The sequence below is a fragment of the Rhizobium sp. Root1204 genome (assembly GCF_001424965.1).
In the GTDB taxonomy this organism is placed as follows: Bacteria; Pseudomonadota; Alphaproteobacteria; order Rhizobiales; family Rhizobiaceae; genus Pararhizobium.
In genome coordinates, this window is the sequence record NZ_LMCZ01000003.1 from 101,758 (window position 1) to 118,226 (window position 16,469).

Here is a 16,469-nt window from a genome sequence, read left to right on the forward strand (position 1 = left end):
AACAAACCCAAACATTATGCAGCTGGCTCACACAAATTTCATGCGTCGGAAACGCACTAATTTCATGCTTTTGGACTCGCGCTGAGTTCTCGCTCGACTGAACGTGCCTCACGCGAAGAGACGAACTCAACGCTATTGCTGACCACCAATGCGAGATAGATCGACCCGTATCCCCGCAGTGCCAATTTTCTTTTCGTCCGAGGTTTCTGCCTCAGTCCGCTCCCGAGCCCCGGCATCGACTGTATCCGCCTCCGATTTAAGGGCCCGCGGTTCCTCTTGGTTGGCTAGTGCCCCGCCGGGGTCATCCGCCTGAAACACACTCACGCCCTCGAACTCGCCAGTCTTCCATGCGTAAACCGCATCCTCGAAAATCTGCGGGAACACGTCTTTGCTCGTGGGGTTGCCATACCATTTCGCAACGATCCTAAGGACCTTGGCAAACATCGCCGTGCCTTTGCGAAGGTTTTGGCAGGCATCGACAAGGTCGGGTTTCAGATCCGTCGGTTCCTTCACTCCCACGCCAGCGGGGAACTGGGTCAGCCCAACGCGAACGACCGCCTGACCAGCATATTGCCGTACGATCGCCATCGCCTCCTCGGCCGATGCCGCTTTCGGAACGAGGATCAATCGGCCGCCCGATTTGACGGTCACGGCGAAGGGATCAGCCGAGCCCGCTGCCATCACGAATTGCTCGACGAGCGCGGGCTTGAGAGAAGGGTCTGCGCATTCTTTTATCAGGGCGGCCTCTAGCATGGTGTCTCCTCTGCGCTCAGGTGTTGAAGGCAATAACAAGCGGTTTTGCGAAGAGCTTTGCCCAGGCAGTGGCAGCGGCGCGCTGAATGGCGACGATCGACGTCCCTTCGGTCCACCAGCCGTTTCCCACGGCGACGACAAAATCCGGATCGTGCAGCATGGACTGAAGGATCGGCCAAACAATCAGTTGCTCGTAGCAGATCAGTGGTGCCGCGCGGCGACCACCGATGGAGACAACCGGGTTCGTGAAGAAATCCGCCCGAGCGCCGCCGCTCTCCCCAAACCAGGATCGCCAAGGCTGCCACATCGAACCAGGAACCGGCATGCGTTCACGATAGAGGATGCTGCTTCCGCCGTTCCTGTCGATCGCGACGAGGACATTGTCGTAGCCGGTGGCATCGACCATGGTGGCGCCGGCGATGACCGTCGCATCGGTATCGCCGGACGCCCCCGTCCAAAGCCGCGCCACGGTCGGTGTCCAGAAACCGAGCGCAGTTTCCGGCAGCACCACAAAGCGTGCGCCATCGCTGGCCGCATTCCGCACCGTTGCGATCAGGTCACGCTGGCGGTGAAGATCGACGTCCCGACCGAGCGAAGCGCCCAATTTGAGGTCGACACCGCGCCAGCCATTGGGTAGATGCGGCTCGGTCCACGATGCGGCGGACCACAGCCAAAGGCCTATCAAGGCGATGGCGACAGCTGGCCAAATGCGGGTTACGAGGCCCGCAAGGCCAGCTGTCATGAAGCCCAATCCCCACCATCCCCAGCCCGGAAACAGAACACCGGCGGCGGTGATAGGATGCGCCCAGCCCGTGATGCCGAATGGCGGGATGGTCATGATGACGGCAGCGAGAAAATAGCGAAACGGACGGACACTCTCCTTGTTCGTCCAGAGCACCAGATGCACCGCGACAAAACCCAAAGACGCGCACAGCCAGAGCAGCAGGCCCGGCCAGATATCCGACGAATAGAAGGTGGCCACGCCTTGCGGCAAACCACGTGCTGCGGCCAGGAAATATCCGGCGGAGACAAGTGCCGCGACCAATCTCGTTTGCGCGATCGACCACAGAACGGGAAACCCCAGTGCGACGGGAAGGAGCAACATATAGCCGCTCCAGCCCACCACGCCGACCGCAATCGAAGCGAATATCAGCAGCACCGGCCGAAGGTAATCACGGCACATAGGTGAACACCTCCTGCGCCAGGCCGAGGATGCCGGAAGCTGGCACCGGACCGAAGTATCGGGAGTCGTAGGAGCCGGGGAATGCGGAATGCAGGAAGACATATCCTGGCGGGACGATGCCGCTCGGAAAGCGCGCCAACGGCCGGCCTTTTCCATCTCGTAGTGCGAGACTGGAAGACGAAACCCGCCGCCTATCCACGCTCACGTTGACGCCGATTTCGACATGCTGTCCTGCAACGGCGATCACTGTCTTGATCAACGGTGCAACGTCGCCCGGGCAGGAACCAGAACGGAGATAGCCTCGTGCCCTCGCTGCCCGCATCGCCGCAGTTTCCGGCGCGCAGATGAACAGGAGGTCGTCGACTGCTGCCGGTCGATGAAGCGGGATGATGCGCCACAGACCGAGTGGCTCGCTCGGTGTCAGATTGATGCGGTAGCCGCCGGCGACGGCAGTCACCACCAGCAGGATGGTGGCCACAGCCGCCATCGACAGAACTACACTGGCTCGGCGTTGCGGTGTGGTCATGGACCGGCGGGTTGCAGCCAAGGTCATTTCAGCGAGAGCCCTTGGCTCTTGGTTTGCCGCAGCGTCTCGGCCTGCTTGAGCGCTTCCGTCGTTCGTTCATAAGCGGCAAGTTGCTGGACCGTACGCATGGAATTCCACGCAGACTGGACCTCCGCCTTCTGGCCGGCCGTCATTCCTGCTGTGACGGTCTCGAAAGTCTTGCCATCAGTGTCTTTCGCAGCCAAAGGCAGGAAGGTCCGTTCCCCGAAGCGTTCGGAAACCGCCTTGGCGAAACCTTCGAGTTCTGCTTTCACCATCTTGTCGGCGAGCGCGTATTCGAGGCCAGCCGGAAGATCGTTTCGATCGATCGCATCGCGCACGCGTTCGAGCGTTTGCTTGGCGGCTGGAGAGAGCGCCGGGATATCGACCGAAACCTTGAGTCGGACCGCGCGCTCCTCCGTCTCATGTTTGAATTCGGCCTCGGCCCGCTCACGAAGGTAGCGTTCAAGATTTCGGGCAAGTGCCGGCACATTGGCGAGCGCTTTTTCCCGGTCCTGCTTGTCGCCACGGCTCGCGAGAAGACCGGTCTTGCCCTTGAGCGCGCCAAAGCTCTCTGGCTCGCCGGCAATCCTTGCCAAGGTGGACTGCGCGACCGACTGGTCCTTCAACATGGTATCGACATTGATCGCCTTGAAGGCAGATTCCGGCTGCGCGTAGACGAGCTGGAAGCGGGTCGAGACGTCGTCCCATTGCTTCTTGAGCCCGGGATCGGCGGCGATCTTGTCTTCGACGGCCTGGTCGAGCGATTTCGGGAAGGTGGTGATGCCTGATACCATGGGCTTGGCCTCCTTGATTGTGTCCGGGATGGATTGCTTGGTGCTGCCGCGGACCAGTCCGAGTGCCGCACCGATGGCGGCTAGACGGGCGCCGAGGTCGGCGAGTTTCTGTTTCTGCCGGACGGCCCATTGGAGCCGATCGTGTCCGATCGTGCGGGCGACATTCATGAGGTGCAGGCCGCGGGCTTCGGCAAAGCGCAACGCCTGACGATAGAGAGCGCTCTTCTCGTAGTCGAGGGTCGTCTCCTTGGCGTTCCGGCGCGACAGGATCGGGATGAGGCCGCCGGATTTCGCAAATGAGCGACTGCCGTAGTAGACGGCGAGATCCTCACGATGGCGCGTCATGGCCACATAGGTGAGATGCCGGTCCAATGAAAGGGAAGCAAGCACCTTCACCCGGTCGACGGTCGCGCCCTGGCTCTTGTGGATCGTCGTGGCATAGCCGTGGTCGAGGTTGTTGTAGAAGCGCTGCTCGATCGTGACCTGGCGACGATGTTCCCCTTCGCCGATCTCAGCGACGATCCGGGAGGGTGCGGCTTCAAGCACCTTTGCGAGCATGCCGTTCTTGACGCCAAGGCTGCCCTCGTTCTTGAGGAACACGATCTGGTCGCCGGTCGCAAACATGCGGGTTCCGTCCTCTGTCTTGAACGTAAATCCGTGTGCGACGACGCCACGCTCGACCAGCTTGGCGCGGGCCATATCGTTGAGCTTTCGGACGTCGCGGCGAAGGTGTGCGAAGATCAGGCTGGTCTTCGAAGGGTCGTAGTCCCGGTCCCAAGCTGCGATCAGGCTTTCGACGGCCTCGTCCTTCAGTCTCAAGCCAATCATTCGACCATGGGCGGTGTAGGCATCGACAGCCTTGCGGACATTGCCACGCGCCAGATCGAGCGAGACATCGCGCATCCATTGCTGGCGCTGGCGGTAGATCGTCTCGAGTTCGGCATAGCCGATGCGATCGACGATCGCACGGAAGGCGGCGCCCGCTTCGATCGGTTGAAGCTGTTCCGGATCGCCGACAAGGACGAGTTTGGCGCCGGCCCTGGTGACGGCTTCGACGAAGAGCGCCATCTGCCGTGACGACACCATGCCGGCCTCGTCGAGTACGAAAACAGTCTTGTCGTCGAGCTGGTTGCGGCCCTGGTTCCAGCGAAGCTCCCACGACGACAGCGTGCGGGAAACGATGCCAGCTTCCTTCTCCAAACCTTCGGCGGCTTTGCCAGCCAACGCTCCGCCAACCACACGATAGCCGGCCGTTTCCCACGCCTCGCGGGCAGCCTTCATCATCGTGGTCTTGCCGGCGCCGGCGCGGCCGATAACAGCGGCAATCCGCGTGGCCCCTGCGACATGCTCGATCGCCGTTCGCTGCTCATCCGACAGACGGGAATGGCGCGCAAAGGTCGCCTGCAGCACCGCCTCACGGACGCCATGGGAGGCGCGACCGGAGAGCCAGATCGCCCGATTGGCCATCTCGGCTTCAAGCCGGATCATCTGGCGCGTGGTGTACTTCGCGGGTGTCCGAATACCTGTCACAAAGTTGATCCGCTCGCGTTCGAGCCGGAGCGCCTCCGGACTTTGCAGAATACGGATCATCAGACTTTGGAACAGAACGGCATCGTCGATATAGCGATACAACACTTTCGCAACATCGCGTTCGTCGAAGACGCTCTTCTCCCGCGTGATCAGGTCGAGCACGATCTCCGGACGGCGCTGGATGCGGCGGGCGTTCTCGCTGCGGCGCTCCTCCTGAAGCTCGATGCGTTCGAGTTTGGGAGCCGAGGTCTCCGACTTGTGGTCGGATTGCTCGGCCTTGCGATCGATGGCCTTGGCGCCGACGCCGAGGTGAATGGTTGGCTCGAGGTCGATGCCCTGCTTTTCGAAGGAACGGCCATCGATGCGGATATCGAGGTCGGCAAGCGCCAGATGTTTGTTCTGGCAGGCAAACCAGCCGTCGCGAAACGCATTGAAATCCTCAGTGCTACCGGCCCACAGCTGATAGACGATTTTGCCGGCGTCATTTCGGATTGGCTTGCCATCCGGGCCGAGCACCGCGACCTTCTTCGAACCGAAACCGTCTTCGGTCAGCGGGCGCAATGTGGTCATGAGGTGGACGTGAGGATTGCCCGGGGCGTCGTGATAGACCCAGTCCGCGACCATGCCCTGCGCGGTGATGTGCCGCTCCACAAAGTCGCGCATGAGCGCGATGTTCTGCTCGGCCGTCAGCTCGAGCGGCAGGGCTATGGTGACGTCCTTGGCGAGCTGCGCGTCGGATCGCTTCTCAAAGCCCTCCACTTTGTTCCAGAAGGCCTCGGATGCCCCAGCGACCGAGCGATCGGCAATCATGCCGCGCACCCATTCCGGCGCGTCGGCAGGGATCACGAACTCCTCGTGCAGCAGCCCCTGTTTTCGCGTGTAGTCGATCGTCCGGGCTTCCCGCTCAAACTTCATCTTGGCGCAATGTCGATACGCCGCCGACAGGACAGCGCTGCGGCCGGAGCCACGAGCGACGACGCTGACGGAGAAGTGAGGGACGGCCACGGCGGAGTTCTCTCCCGGTTGCGAACGAAATCAAAGGGTTCGTCGGGAGCGGGAGACCCAGTCCGGGCCTCAGCAAGGGCGTCGCGTCGGCGACGTATAATTGCGCCCTTGGATCCGCTCCTTCGGAACGGCGGGATCATCCGCAAAAGCATCGCCCTTGGCGATTGTAGGATTCACAGTAGTGCGTTCCGCACTGTCGTCCGGAAAACTGGGCTCGAAAGACAAGCTTTCTCGCCCAAAGGAGACGACCGGACATGAAAAAGGCTTCCGCGAAAATCCGCGACGAAATCGCCAAGCTGCAGGAACAGCTCAAGGTCGCCGAGACAAGGGAAGCCGAACGCATCGGCAGGATCGCGCTCAAGGCGGGTCTTGGCGAGATCGAGATCGACGAGGCGGAGCTTCAGGCTGCGTTTGAGCAAATGACCAAGCGATTTCGCGGAGGGCAGGGGGGTACGACCGGAGGGAAAAATGGCGCCGGCGATAGCAGCGGCGCAACGTCGACCACGGCGGTCGCGTCTGGCGCGGCTAACGGCGGCAATGGCGAGGCTTGAGCGGATGGCGAGGACGATGACATCCGATGCCCGCAAGAAAGACACGCGGGAGAAGATCGAGCTCGGCGGCCTGATCGTCAAGGCCGGTTTGCGATACGAAAAGCGAGCGCTTCTGCTGGGAGCACTCATTGACGTCGCCCGGAAAATTCACGGCGACGAAAGCGAGCGAGCGAGGCTCGCGGCGATCGGTGCGGAGGCTTTCGGCAATGACGCATGAATAAGATCGCGCTCGTCACGGCGCCCATCGCGCTAATGATCCTCGTCACAACAGGCATGACGGGGATCGAACATTGGCTATCCGGCTTTGGGAAGACCGACGCCGCCCGACTGATGCTCGGTCGGGCCGGGATCGCCTTGCCCTATATCGGGGCAGCCGCCATCGGCATCATACTTCTGTTCGCGAGCGCCGGCTCAATGAACATCAAGCTCGCCGCATGGGGCGTTGTCGGCGGCAGCAGTGCGACGATCCTGGTCGCTGCACTGCGCGAGACCGTGCGACTTGTCGCACTCCTCGACCAGCTTCCAGTGGCTCGATCGACGCTCTCCTACGCGGACCCGGCAACGATGATCGGGGCAGGGGCGGCGCTCATGTCCGCCAGCTTTGCGCTTCGCGTCGCGTTTGTCGGCAATGCGGCGTTCGCGCGATCAGAGCCGAAGCGCATTCGCGGCAGGCGCGCATTGCATGGTGAAGCTGAGTGGATGAAATCGACGGAGGCCGGAAAGCTCTTTCCGGATGCCGGCGGCATCGTCATCGGCGAGCGCTACCGTGTCGACAAGGACAGCACGGCGGCTCAATCGTTCCGGGCGGACAGCGCGCAGACGTGGGGCGCCGGCGGCAAGTCGCCGCTGCTCTGCTTCGACGGCTCGTTCGGTTCCTCGCACGGCATCGTCTTTGCAGGTTCGGGCGGTTTCAAGACGACCTCGGTGACAATCCCGACCGCGCTCAAATGGGGGGGCACATTGGTCGTGCTGGATCCGTCCAACGAAGTCGCGCCCATGGTGATTAGACACCGGTCAAACGCAGGACGCGACGTCCGTATCCTCGATCCCGGAAATCGCGACACCGGCTTCAATGCTCTCGCCTGGATCGGGCGACATGGTGGCACGAAAGAAGAGGATATCGCTGCCGTCGCCTCATGGATCATGAGCGACAGCGGCGGCGCGCGCGGCGTGCGTGACGACTTCTTTCGCGCCTCGGCATTGCAGCTTCTCACCGCGCTGATTGCCGATGTCTGCCTGTCTGGCCACACGGAAGAAGAGGACCAGACACTCCGTCAGGTCCGCAAGAACCTGTCCGAGCCGGAGCCCAAGCTGCGCGCGCGATTGCAGTCGATCTACGACAATTCGGAATCCGACTTCGTGAAGGAGAACGTTGCCGCCTTCGTCAACATGACGCCCGAAACCTTTAGCGGCGTCTATGCCAATGCGGTGAAGGAGACGCACTGGCTATCCTATTCGAACTATGCGGCTCTCGTCTCCGGCTCCAGCTTCTCAACCGACGAACTCGCAACGGGCGATATCGACGTGTTCATCAACATCGACCTGAAGACGCTGGAGACGCATTCGGGCCTGGCGCGCGTCATCATCGGATCATTCCTGAACGCCATCTACAATCGCGACGGGCAAATGAAGGGGCGAGCGCTTTTCCTTTTGGACGAGGTGGCCCGACTTGGCTACATGCGGGTTCTGGAAACCGCGCGTGACGCCGGCCGCAGGTACGGCATCACGCTGTTGATGATCTATCAGTCGATCGGCCAAATGCGCGAAACCTATGGCGGACGCGACGCGGCGAGCAAATGGTTCGAGAGTGCGAGCTGGATTTCCTTTTCCGCGATCAATGATCCGGAAACGGCGGATTACATCTCGAAGCGGTGTGGCACGACCACCGTGGAGATCGACCAGGTCAGCCGCAGCTTCCAATCGAAAGGATCGTCGCGCACGCGCTCGAAGCAGCTCGCCGCGCGGCCGCTAATCCAGTCGCATGAGGTTCTGCGGATGCGAGCCGATGAACAAATTGTCTTTACGGCCGGGAACGCACCGCTCAGATGTGGACGCGCGATCTGGTTCCGGCGAGCCGATATGAGGGCATGCGTCGGCGAAAACCGGTTTCAAAAAGCCTGAGGACTGCCGTAAGCCTTCAGGGTATATTTCTTTCGCCGTTGGCCCTAATCAGACATCGTTGTCAGGGCCTCCCCGATCTGAGCGCATAGATGCTCGATGAAGGTTTGGGCGCCATTGTCACTCTTGGATCGTTGGTTAACGATGATTGCGAGGTCGAACGGGATTTCCATTTCGAATGGCCGCGAGACCAAGCCGATCTTCGAATAGAACCGCGCGGTCAGAGGGTCGACCAACGTGATCGCGTCGCTTCCGGCGACAAAGCCGCATGCCAGAAAGGACTGAAAGGTTTCGGCCTCGATGTTGCCCTGCAGACGTTCGAGCAGTGTCCGGCCGTTCATGCTCCGAGCCATATAGTCCGCACCGAGCGAAATAAACGGAAAGCGCTGAAGGTCAGTCATGGAAATAGTCTCGTTGCTCGTCAGGGGATGATTGGCGTCCATCGCGCAGACGTTGGGAAAGCGGAACTTGTTGACGAGTACAGTGTCCAGCATCGAGACCCCGCCGTCGACGATCCCGACGTCCAGGCGTTGCGATGCCACCTCTGCGACGATGTTTGAAGAACTGCGAACTGAGACATTCGCAATCGCGCCTGGGTGGTTGTTCTTGAACCGTCGCATCACCGTTGGGACGAGGTCGAGCGACGCCGCTGCGAGTGCCCCGATGCGCAGCCTACTGAGCCTCAAGTCCCGAATGTTTCGCGCGGCTGACATCAGTTCTCGCGCGCTTTTGAAGCTACTCGCAACTTCTGCATGAAACATGATCGCCTGAGGTGTCGGAATCAGGCGGCCCTTCGTCCTGTCGAAGAGTGTCAATTCGCAATCCACTTCAAGGTCCTGCAAGAGACGGCTGACGCTCGGTTGCGAGATGTGCAGGGCGATGGCGGCCGACGAGACCGACCCCGTCCGCATGATCATGTCGAACGCTTCGAGCTGTCTGATGCTGAGACCCGAGAACCGCATGACGCACCCTATAGTATTTATGCATACCATAAGAAAATAACAGTCTTTGTCATGTCGCGCGAGGGGTGATCAACTGGGTTCAGAAGTTTGATTTTAGGTGAACTATGGCGCACAAGAACCTGATATTTATCTGCACAGACCAGATGCGCTTCGACGCTCTTTCCATCAACGGAAATCCCATAGTCCGGACGTCGAACATTGACGGTATTGGTTCGCGTGGAATGGTCTTCCGCAGGCATTATACCCCTAACCAGATTTGTTCCCCAAGCAGGGCGAGCATGGCGACAGGTCTCTATCCAAGGCATCATGGCCTGTGGCGGAATGGGGTGACCCTCGACCCTGAAATTCCCAACCTATGGCGCTTCTTGCAGGACAAAGGTTACAGCACACATGCGTCAGGAAAGCTGCACTATCAACCGCTTCTCGCGCCTGAGAGCTACGCAATGCCGGAATCGCTTGCGTTCTGGGAGCGGCCCGATGCCGATTGCTGGCGCGGTCCCTATTATGGGTTCGATACCGTCGATCTCGTCCTTGGCGAAGCCAATGAATCGACCAAGGCGGGGCACTATGCCGAGTGGCTCAAACGACATCATCCGGAGACAGTGTGTCTCTACGAACCTGAGGCGTCGTCAAGCGAACGCGCATCCGATCTGACGGAGGTTTGGAAAAGCGCCGTCCCGAACGAGTTGCACTATACAAGCTGGATCACGGATCGTGCAATCGCCTTTCTGCAAGCTGCCGACAAGGAGAAACCCTTCTGTCTCTACGTCTCCTATCCTGATCCGCATCATCCCTTCACGCCGCCCGCGCCCTATTCCGACATGTTCGAGCCCAAGGCCATGCCCCGACCGCATGTCCGTCCTGGCGAGTTGGCCCTCATGCCCGCTTACCTGGGGACCGGCGACGATCCAACCGCGAACGCCTATATTCCGGAAGGAAGTCCGATCCGCGAACAGGGCTTTCTGCTGAAGACCGACACTATTTCCGAAGAGACGATGGGTCGTGTGATCGCTCATACGTTCGGGATGGTGCAGATGATCGACGACAGTGTCGGCAAGCTTCTGGCCGCGCTTCGCGAGACCGGAAGGGAAGACGATACGTTCGTGATCTTCACATCGGACCACGGAGAGTTGCTTGGCGATCATGGACTGCTGCGAAAGGGACCGCCGCCGTATCGGCAGTTGATCCAAGTGCCGCTGCTGATCTCGGGTCCGTCCATAAACGGGGGCTCGGTCACCGATGCCCTCACAAGCCACATCGACCTGTTCGCGACGCTGGGACAGCTGCTTGTCAACGGTGCGCCTGCGACCGATGGGGTCTCTCTGGTTCCCATCCTGTCGGGAGATGTGCGGGATGTTCGCGAGCATCTGTTCACCGAATACCACCCCCGCAAGGATCGGGAACTCTACAACCAGACCATCGTCTCCAAGGACTGGCGGCTGACCCTGTATCCGAACCAGCGGGAATGGGGAGAGTTTTTCGACCTCAATGCCGACCCCTGGGAACATCGGAACCTCTTCGACGACACGGTTTATTCGCCGAAGATCAATGATCTGACGAAGCACCTGCTCGAAAACATGCCCCCCCGATCATCACTACCCAACCAACCGCTGGGCGCATATTAACCGCTTGAGGAGACGAGACATGACGGACACCATCTTTTCGCAGATCTCATCCACACGTCGCTCGCTGCTTATTGGTACGGGCGCGATGGCATTTGCAGTGGCCATGCCAGTTTTTGGCTTTGCCGAGACACCGAAAAAGGGCGGGGCACTTCGCATCGGTATTAACGGCGGATCGTCGACCGACAGCCTCGACCCAACGCAACTGGTGGGGAGCTTCTCGATCAACGTTTCCCGGCAAATCTACAATACGCTCGTGGAAATCGACGACAGCGGGAAACCTTCTCCCGAACTGGCGGAAAGCTGGGAGGCTTCCGACGGCAACAAGAAGTGGACGATCCGGCTGCGCAAGGGTGTCGTCTTTCACAACGGCAAGACGCTCACGGCCGACGACGTTAAGTATTCGCTGGAACTGCATATGGGAACCGCGACGAAATCCAAGGCCAAGGCTCTGGCGTCAGGGATAAACGCCGTCAATGCACCTGCGGCTGACCAGGTCGAAATCACATTGTCATCCCCGAATCCCGACATGGATTTCGTTCTCTCAGACCTGCATTTCGCGATCGTCCCGAAGGGCTTCAACGACTGGGCAAATCCGATCGGAACAGGCCCTTTCAAAGTCGCAACCTTCTCTCCCGGTGTTGCGGCAAAGACGACGCGGAACGAATCGTACTGGCGAGCGGATCGTGGGCATGTCGACGAGGTGCAAACGACCGTTATCAACGACATGACCGCCCGTGTCTCGGCATTGCAAAGCGGGTCGATCGATATCGCCAACGGGATCGACTACAAGATAGCCAGCTTGATGAAGCGCCTGCCGAACATCGCGCTCGTCGTTACGGAAGGAAAGCAGCATTTCACCTTTCCGATGGACGCAAGGGTCGCGCCCTTCAACAACGTCGATGTCGCGCTTGCCCTGAAGGCGGCGGTAGACCGCGAGCAGATCGTCAACCTTTTGATGTTCGGTTATGGCAAAATCGGCAACGACCAGCCGATCGCCCAGTCCGATCCGGATTTCAACCCCAACATCCCACAGAGGGCGTACGACCCTGAGAAGGCGAAATTCCATCTAAAAAAGGCAGGGCTGAATGAACTGCAGGTGGAACTGAGCGCCTCTCCAACGCCTTTCGAACAGGCGGTCAATGCCGCTGAGCTGATGTCGGAAAAGGCAAGGACCAGTGGCATCACAATTTCCATAAAGCGCGAACCCGACGATGGTTACTGGGGCAACGTCTGGATGAAGCGTCCTTGGGCTGCCTCATTCTGGGCAGGTCGCCCTTCGGCCAGCATGATGCTCTCGTCGGTTTATCAATCCGACGCACCCTGGAACGAGACGCACTGGGAAAACGAAAAGTTCGACAATCTGCTGGTGGAAGCCCGATCCCTGGGCGATCAAACGAAGCGTCGGGAGATTTACCATGTGCTTCAGCAAATGATCCATGACGAATGCCCGACCATCATTCCGGTGTTTGCGAGCTGGATCGACGCTGCCCGAAAGGAGGTCAAGGGGTTCGTTCCCAATCCGAATTTCATGCTGAGCGACCATCGCGTAGCGGAGCGGGTATGGCTTGATCGATAGGTGGGTTTCCACTCAAGCTACGACTTCTAGCCGGAAACGCCAAAGGGGGGAACCTCGGGGCCGATGCTGCACGATCTCGACCAGAGCAAGACCGATTTGAGCGAGTTTCATCGCAAGCAGGCTGGGACTATCCGCATCACGACCGTCCAGCATACGGCGCACGGTGCGGCTGGTGCGATCGTTCTGATTGAACGGCTTCAGATAGGTCGACGGGAGAGGGATTTAGGCTTGGTGAAAGGGAGGGGGCAACCATCCATTTTTTCCATGGGATGAGATTGAGAGGGGCGGCGCAGTGCCCATTCATAGCCGTACCGGTCGGTCGCCGTGACCGCTTGTCGCGGCGGGTCGGCCATGCAGCTTGCCGGCACGGGATACCCCCGATCACCTTCCCACCCTTCGTTTCGCCCGGACAGGATCGCAACCCGGCTGGGCGGAAACGGATTGCGGGCTCCGGTCGTGGTGCGCCTAGAGCCGTGTGACATCGGCGCCTCGCCCCATCCTTCACGAAAATGAATCGGTCGCAGGTGATTGATTCAAATGTGTCGTTGGACGTCGCGGTCCTGTTTGCCGATCATGCCAGCATGATTGCACAACCCTACCACCTCTATATCGAACGATCCGATCCGGCTAAGAACATGGCGCGATATTATGCCATGGAGATCGGACCGACGATGTTCGGAGAGGCCTGCCTGACCCGACGATGGGGACGGATCGGTAAGCGTGGGCAGGAGAAACAGCATGTTTTCGAACGGGAGGAGGAAGCGGTTCGATTGTTCCTCGACCTGCTGAAACAAAAACGCGCTCGCGGCTATCGGCCAAGAACAACTCTCCGGTACTTGCGGGGCTGACCTCCATCATCTGCTTTCCTTCACAGCCGAAGCGAGGGCCGCCGAAGCGGCCCCGGAATGGCCCGTCATTCGCGCCGGTTCCAGTCGGTCTCGAACGATGCCTCGATCTCGACGAAGAAAGGGATCTTGATGGCCAGTTTCAGGCCGAGTTTCCCCTTGCGGAAGAAGTGACAGATCACCTTGCCGAGGACGTGTAGCCGGCGACCGGTGACGGTGAGGAACTGAGCGAGCTGTTGCATGGTTTATTCTCCTTTCGAATGCGGATATCGCGGGGATAGGCCGCATGACGGACAAGGAGGGGCGCACCTGAAAGGCCGAAACGGAGGTCGAGGACCTACCGGCGCCTGAATTTTGGCGCGCAAGGAGCCGCAACACGGTGGGGAAAATTCTGGCGCCGGCAGGTTGCGGCGCGAGGTACGGGATGCAACATCCCCGATGTCGATGATAGGAGAGCGAAAGGAGAGCGGGAGCGGATCGCTTCTCTCCGGGGCCTGGATGGCGACGGTCCCCAGAGCTGGTGATATGCCGCCCTCAGAAGGGCGGCTCGGCATCGATGGAACCGTCCTGTTCGGCAAGCATCACGATCAGCTCGGCCTGGGCGATTTCGAGCTCGGCTTCGATCTGGCGGCGCTCGGCGGGCTCGATGCAGGCGTTCAGCTCGGCGCGCAGTTCTTCGATTTGTTGTTCGATCATCGTCATCTCCTTGATGTTTGAGAAAGATGACGCCCGTGGGCGTGGCGGTGGGTCGGGGTCAAGGATCGCGCATGCGACCGCCAGCGGCGGTGAGTGGGGGAGCCGAAATGCGCCAGCATTTTGGGGGAACCGCGAAGTCCTTGAGGCTGGCCCGGCTCCACGGCACGATTGGTTCGATATGAGCAGACCCCACCTCTCCGTATCGCACCCGAAAAGCCGGGAGCGGGCTCGACGCCCGTTACCGGCTTTCTCGAAGCGGCCGGTTGGCCCCGCCTCAAGCGGCGGGGCCTTGGCCGGATCTCAATCCCGGTTGGGGCGGGACCAGATCAGTTGGTAGCCGTCCTCGCCCTCGACCTCGGTGAGCGTTGCGTAGATCGGAGCCGGGAAGCTCGGGTCGTCCAGCTTGACCGAGAGGTAGTCGCGGTCACTCTCGCTGGAGCGCTTCTGCCAGGCCGCACCCAGCTCGACATTACCGGCGTAGATGCGGAAGTGCGGACCCTTGTCGGAGGGGGTTTCGATGCGGGCGATGCGGGCCTTGACGTTGAGTGCGAGGGTGCGGATCGAGCCGGTGAAGCCGGTTTCGGTGGAGGTGAAGGTGCCGATGGTAGCCATGTCGAAGTTCCTTTCGGTTGTTTCGGGCCGCGCCCTTCGCGGCCTCGATGGCTGTCGCAAGGATCGGCGACGATCGGACCGCACCCCGAAGGGGCCGAAACGAAGTGGAGGGCGGCCGGGAGCGGCTTTCTTGTTTCGCGAGGAATGGGCGCGCAGCGCTCAGGGGAAGAAAGTTGCGGACGGCCGTTGCGGGAGAACGATCGAGGCGAAGCCGGTCTCCGATCAGACATGCCTCATCGAGCCCGCGGAGGACGTGGCCTATGACAGCGGTGGGAGGAACTTGGATATGGCGGCCCGCGTCAGCACGCTGCCGTGCCGGACCGTCGCAGCCGCGAACCCGCTGCCCTGCCTCTGAGTCAGGGCGTCGGCTTTGGACGCGACAAACTCGGCTGCCGGGCAGCTGCCTCCTCTCATCAACGCGATATTGTCGGGCCGCGATTCGTCGCCTGGAGGATCTATGCCTCAGCAGACAAAGCCGTTTAGCGTCGAAATCAAGCAGTCCCGGAAGCTGAAAGCCACCGATCGGAAACCATCGATCTGGGGGAAGCTGGACCTCAAGTCCGATCAGCACACGCCGGCGGAGAAAGAGCCAAGAGAGCTGTCGGCCGTTGCGGGTGACAACGACCGACCTTGATGTCTCCTACGCAGCCGCTCTCTTGTCGGCCTGAATGGGCTGGAGACCGTGCAGGAAGCTGACAGCACGCTGGGCATGGGCTGCTGCCTGAAAAATAGCCCGCTTGTCATCGGAGATGACCTTCAGCCACGAGGCAAGGTAAGACGCATGGTCTGGCCGTGGCTCCAACTCCGGCACGATCCCGAGATCGGCGCATAAGAAGCAGCTTCCAAGCTCGGCGATCAGCTCTTCGCGGGCGCGCTCGCTCTTGTCTTTGGCATAGCGGCTGAGATCGCGTCCGACGCGATCTGGGCGCGCCGTCCAATGGCAACTTTCGTGACTCAGCGTTGCCACGTAAGACGCGGCGTCGCGGAACGTCTCGAACGGCGGCATCTGGATGTGATCCGTGACAGGCGAATAATAGGCCTGCGAGCCGCCATGCCGAATGACGGCGTCCGTGTTTCGGAAAAAGCGATCGGCGTGCTCGACCGGATCGAGCACCGGACCCGGTCGGTGATGGTAGTGTCCCGGCAACCCGTCGATCTGCTCAGTGTTGAAGACCGTGTATGCCTTCAGAAACGGGATCTCCCGGTCGACTTCTCCACCATTGCCGTCCGCCTCGGACTTGGTGAAGCGGCTGGCGAAGACGACCGTCGAACCGGTCTCACCCTTGCGCACCGCCGCTCCCAGTTCGAGCGCCTGCTTGAACGTCATCCACATGGGTGAAGTGAAGCCGCGCGCCATTCCCTCTGACCATAACAAGAGGATGTTCATGCCCGAATAGGGCTGACCGTTGTGGCGCAGCGGCCGGGTAATCCGGCCATCCGTGTTGGCCGCGTGCCAGGGTTTCATCCAGGGTTTTACACCCTTTTCGAGATCGGCGACGATCCTGTCCGTGATCCGTGCATAGATGTCGGCGCGTTCGCCCCCGGCTTTCCTGTTCATGTCATTATCCTCCGTTTTGGAGGCCGCGCCCATCGCGGCCCCGTTGCGGAGGTCCGAAAGCAGGAGCGATCAGGCGGCTGGCCGCACCGGAACGGCCGGAACGGAGTGAAGGAC

General features: G+C 60.5%; 17 protein-coding genes. 8 read left to right on the forward strand and 9 right to left on the reverse strand.

All coding sequences use genetic code 11. The features are described 5' to 3' along the window. Nucleotides 1-132: 132 nt before the first annotated feature. From ASC96_RS05000 to traA, 4 genes are read right to left on the reverse strand one after another with little or no spacing between them, the layout of a single operon-like run. Complete coding sequence (locus ASC96_RS05000; protein WP_060501956.1) at nucleotides 133-753, reverse strand: TraH family protein; 621 nt, start codon at nucleotides 751-753, stop codon at nucleotides 133-135. 16 nt (nucleotides 754-769) lie between these two features. Beyond that, the gene (locus tag ASC96_RS05005) at nucleotides 770-1,936 is read right to left on the reverse strand and encodes a conjugal transfer protein TraB (RefSeq protein ID WP_060501957.1); all 1,167 of its coding nucleotides are present in this window, start codon (nucleotides 1,934-1,936) and stop codon (nucleotides 770-772) included. Then, nucleotides 1,926-2,489, reverse strand: a complete 564-nt coding sequence (gene traF, locus ASC96_RS05010; RefSeq protein WP_060501958.1) for a conjugative transfer signal peptidase TraF — start codon at nucleotides 2,487-2,489, stop codon at nucleotides 1,926-1,928. The genes ASC96_RS05005 and traF overlap by 11 nt, the downstream gene beginning before the upstream one ends. Next, a complete protein-coding gene (gene traA / locus ASC96_RS05015; RefSeq protein ID WP_060501959.1) occupies nucleotides 2,486-5,812 on the reverse strand; it encodes a Ti-type conjugative transfer relaxase TraA in 3,327 nt (1,108 codons plus the stop codon). The genes traF and traA overlap by 4 nt, the downstream gene beginning before the upstream one ends. A 254-nt stretch (nucleotides 5,813-6,066) precedes the next feature. Here traA and traC point away from each other — a divergent pair, with 254 nt between their 5' ends. Genes traC through traG form a run of 3 tightly spaced genes read left to right on the forward strand, consistent with a single transcriptional unit; the run spans nucleotide 6,067 to nucleotide 8,484 of the window. Beyond that, a complete protein-coding gene (gene traC, locus ASC96_RS05020) occupies nucleotides 6,067-6,363 on the forward strand; it encodes a conjugal transfer protein TraC (protein ID WP_060501960.1) in 297 nt (98 codons plus the stop codon). A gap of 4 nt (nucleotides 6,364-6,367) precedes the next feature. Beyond that, on the forward strand, nucleotides 6,368-6,580 hold the full coding sequence (locus ASC96_RS05025) for a type IV conjugative transfer system coupling protein TraD (protein WP_060501961.1): 213 nt from the start codon (nucleotides 6,368-6,370) through the stop codon (nucleotides 6,578-6,580). Then, nucleotides 6,577-8,484 (forward strand): Ti-type conjugative transfer system protein TraG, encoded by a 1,908-nt coding sequence (gene traG, locus ASC96_RS05030; RefSeq protein WP_060501962.1) that lies wholly within the window; start codon nucleotides 6,577-6,579, stop codon nucleotides 8,482-8,484. The genes ASC96_RS05025 and traG overlap by 4 nt, the downstream gene beginning before the upstream one ends. 44 nt (nucleotides 8,485-8,528) lie before the next feature. Here traG and ASC96_RS05035 read toward each other — a convergent pair whose 3' ends face one another. Further along, on the reverse strand, nucleotides 8,529-9,443 hold the full coding sequence (locus ASC96_RS05035) for a LysR substrate-binding domain-containing protein (protein WP_060501963.1): 915 nt from the start codon (nucleotides 9,441-9,443) through the stop codon (nucleotides 8,529-8,531). A gap of 104 nt (nucleotides 9,444-9,547) precedes the next feature. Here ASC96_RS05035 and ASC96_RS05040 point away from each other — a divergent pair, with 104 nt between their 5' ends. From ASC96_RS05040 to ASC96_RS05055, 4 genes are all read left to right on the forward strand, one after another. Further along, nucleotides 9,548-11,068 carry a sulfatase-like hydrolase/transferase gene (locus ASC96_RS05040; protein ID WP_082511949.1) on the forward strand — a complete coding sequence of 507 codons (1,521 nt, stop codon included), beginning with the start codon at nucleotides 9,548-9,550 and terminating at the stop codon, nucleotides 11,066-11,068. 19 nt (nucleotides 11,069-11,087) lie between these two features. After that, complete coding sequence (locus tag ASC96_RS05045; protein WP_060501965.1) at nucleotides 11,088-12,644, forward strand: ABC transporter substrate-binding protein; 1,557 nt, start codon at nucleotides 11,088-11,090, stop codon at nucleotides 12,642-12,644. 63 nt (nucleotides 12,645-12,707) lie between these two features. After that, entirely contained in the window at nucleotides 12,708-12,917 is a 210-nt protein-coding gene (locus tag ASC96_RS05050; protein ID WP_060501966.1) for a hypothetical protein, read from the forward strand. 266 nt (nucleotides 12,918-13,183) lie between these two features. Continuing rightward, nucleotides 13,184-13,492 (forward strand): WGR domain-containing protein, encoded by a 309-nt coding sequence (locus ASC96_RS05055; RefSeq protein ID WP_060502065.1) that lies wholly within the window; start codon nucleotides 13,184-13,186, stop codon nucleotides 13,490-13,492. Between the two features lie 65 nt (nucleotides 13,493-13,557). Here the strand turns inward: ASC96_RS05055 and ASC96_RS33280 are convergent, their stop codons facing one another. The 3 genes from ASC96_RS33280 to ASC96_RS05060 form a co-directional block, all read right to left on the reverse strand. Then, the gene (locus ASC96_RS33280; protein ID WP_200956616.1) at nucleotides 13,558-13,731 is read right to left on the reverse strand and encodes a hypothetical protein; all 174 of its coding nucleotides are present in this window, start codon (nucleotides 13,729-13,731) and stop codon (nucleotides 13,558-13,560) included. A gap of 292 nt (nucleotides 13,732-14,023) precedes the next feature. After that, a complete protein-coding gene (locus ASC96_RS33175; RefSeq protein WP_162246319.1) occupies nucleotides 14,024-14,185 on the reverse strand; it encodes a hypothetical protein in 162 nt (53 codons plus the stop codon). Nucleotides 14,186-14,485: 300 nt separating this feature from the next. Further along, nucleotides 14,486-14,797, reverse strand: coding sequence for a DUF736 domain-containing protein (locus ASC96_RS05060; RefSeq protein ID WP_060501967.1), 312 nt, complete (start codon nucleotides 14,795-14,797; stop codon nucleotides 14,486-14,488). A 457-nt stretch (nucleotides 14,798-15,254) separates the two neighbouring features. On the opposite strand from ASC96_RS05060, the gene ASC96_RS33285 reads away from it, so the two are divergent. Next, nucleotides 15,255-15,431: a hypothetical protein gene (locus ASC96_RS33285; protein ID WP_200956617.1), complete on the forward strand. Its 177-nt coding sequence runs from the start codon at nucleotides 15,255-15,257 to the stop codon at nucleotides 15,429-15,431. A gap of 6 nt (nucleotides 15,432-15,437) precedes the next feature. Here ASC96_RS33285 and ASC96_RS05070 read toward each other — a convergent pair whose 3' ends face one another. After that, nucleotides 15,438-16,355 carry a zincin-like metallopeptidase domain-containing protein gene (locus tag ASC96_RS05070; protein WP_060501969.1) on the reverse strand — a complete coding sequence of 306 codons (918 nt, stop codon included), beginning with the start codon at nucleotides 16,353-16,355 and terminating at the stop codon, nucleotides 15,438-15,440. Between the last annotated feature and the right edge of the window lie 114 nt (nucleotides 16,356-16,469).

Excerpts from the sequence above, each read along its gene's own strand:
- traG (WP_060501962.1), top strand. The coding sequence starts at position 6,577 with ATGAATAAGATCGCGCTCGTCACGGCGCCCATCGCGCTAATGATCCTC.
- ASC96_RS05025 (WP_060501961.1), top strand. The coding sequence starts at position 6,368 with ATGGCGAGGACGATGACATCCGATGCCCGCAAGAAAGACACGCGGGAG.
- ASC96_RS05060 (WP_060501967.1), bottom strand. The coding sequence starts at position 14,797 with ATGGCTACCATCGGCACCTTCACCTCCACCGAAACCGGCTTCACCGGC.
- ASC96_RS33285 (WP_200956617.1), top strand. The coding sequence starts at position 15,255 with ATGCCTCAGCAGACAAAGCCGTTTAGCGTCGAAATCAAGCAGTCCCGG.
- traC (WP_060501960.1), top strand. The coding sequence starts at position 6,067 with ATGAAAAAGGCTTCCGCGAAAATCCGCGACGAAATCGCCAAGCTGCAG.
- ASC96_RS05000 (WP_060501956.1), bottom strand. The coding sequence starts at position 753 with ATGCTAGAGGCCGCCCTGATAAAAGAATGCGCAGACCCTTCTCTCAAG.
- ASC96_RS33280 (WP_200956616.1), bottom strand. The coding sequence starts at position 13,731 with ATGCAACAGCTCGCTCAGTTCCTCACCGTCACCGGTCGCCGGCTACAC.
- ASC96_RS05070 (WP_060501969.1), bottom strand. The coding sequence starts at position 16,355 with ATGAACAGGAAAGCCGGGGGCGAACGCGCCGACATCTATGCACGGATC.
- ASC96_RS05045 (WP_060501965.1), top strand. The coding sequence starts at position 11,088 with ATGACGGACACCATCTTTTCGCAGATCTCATCCACACGTCGCTCGCTG.
- traF (WP_060501958.1), bottom strand. The coding sequence starts at position 2,489 with ATGACCTTGGCTGCAACCCGCCGGTCCATGACCACACCGCAACGCCGA.
- ASC96_RS05040 (WP_082511949.1), top strand. The coding sequence starts at position 9,548 with ATGGCGCACAAGAACCTGATATTTATCTGCACAGACCAGATGCGCTTC.
- ASC96_RS05035 (WP_060501963.1), bottom strand. The coding sequence starts at position 9,443 with ATGCGGTTCTCGGGTCTCAGCATCAGACAGCTCGAAGCGTTCGACATG.
- ASC96_RS05005 (WP_060501957.1), bottom strand. The coding sequence starts at position 1,936 with ATGTGCCGTGATTACCTTCGGCCGGTGCTGCTGATATTCGCTTCGATT.
- ASC96_RS33175 (WP_162246319.1), bottom strand. The coding sequence starts at position 14,185 with ATGATCGAACAACAAATCGAAGAACTGCGCGCCGAGCTGAACGCCTGC.
- ASC96_RS05050 (WP_060501966.1), top strand. The coding sequence starts at position 12,708 with ATGCTGCACGATCTCGACCAGAGCAAGACCGATTTGAGCGAGTTTCAT.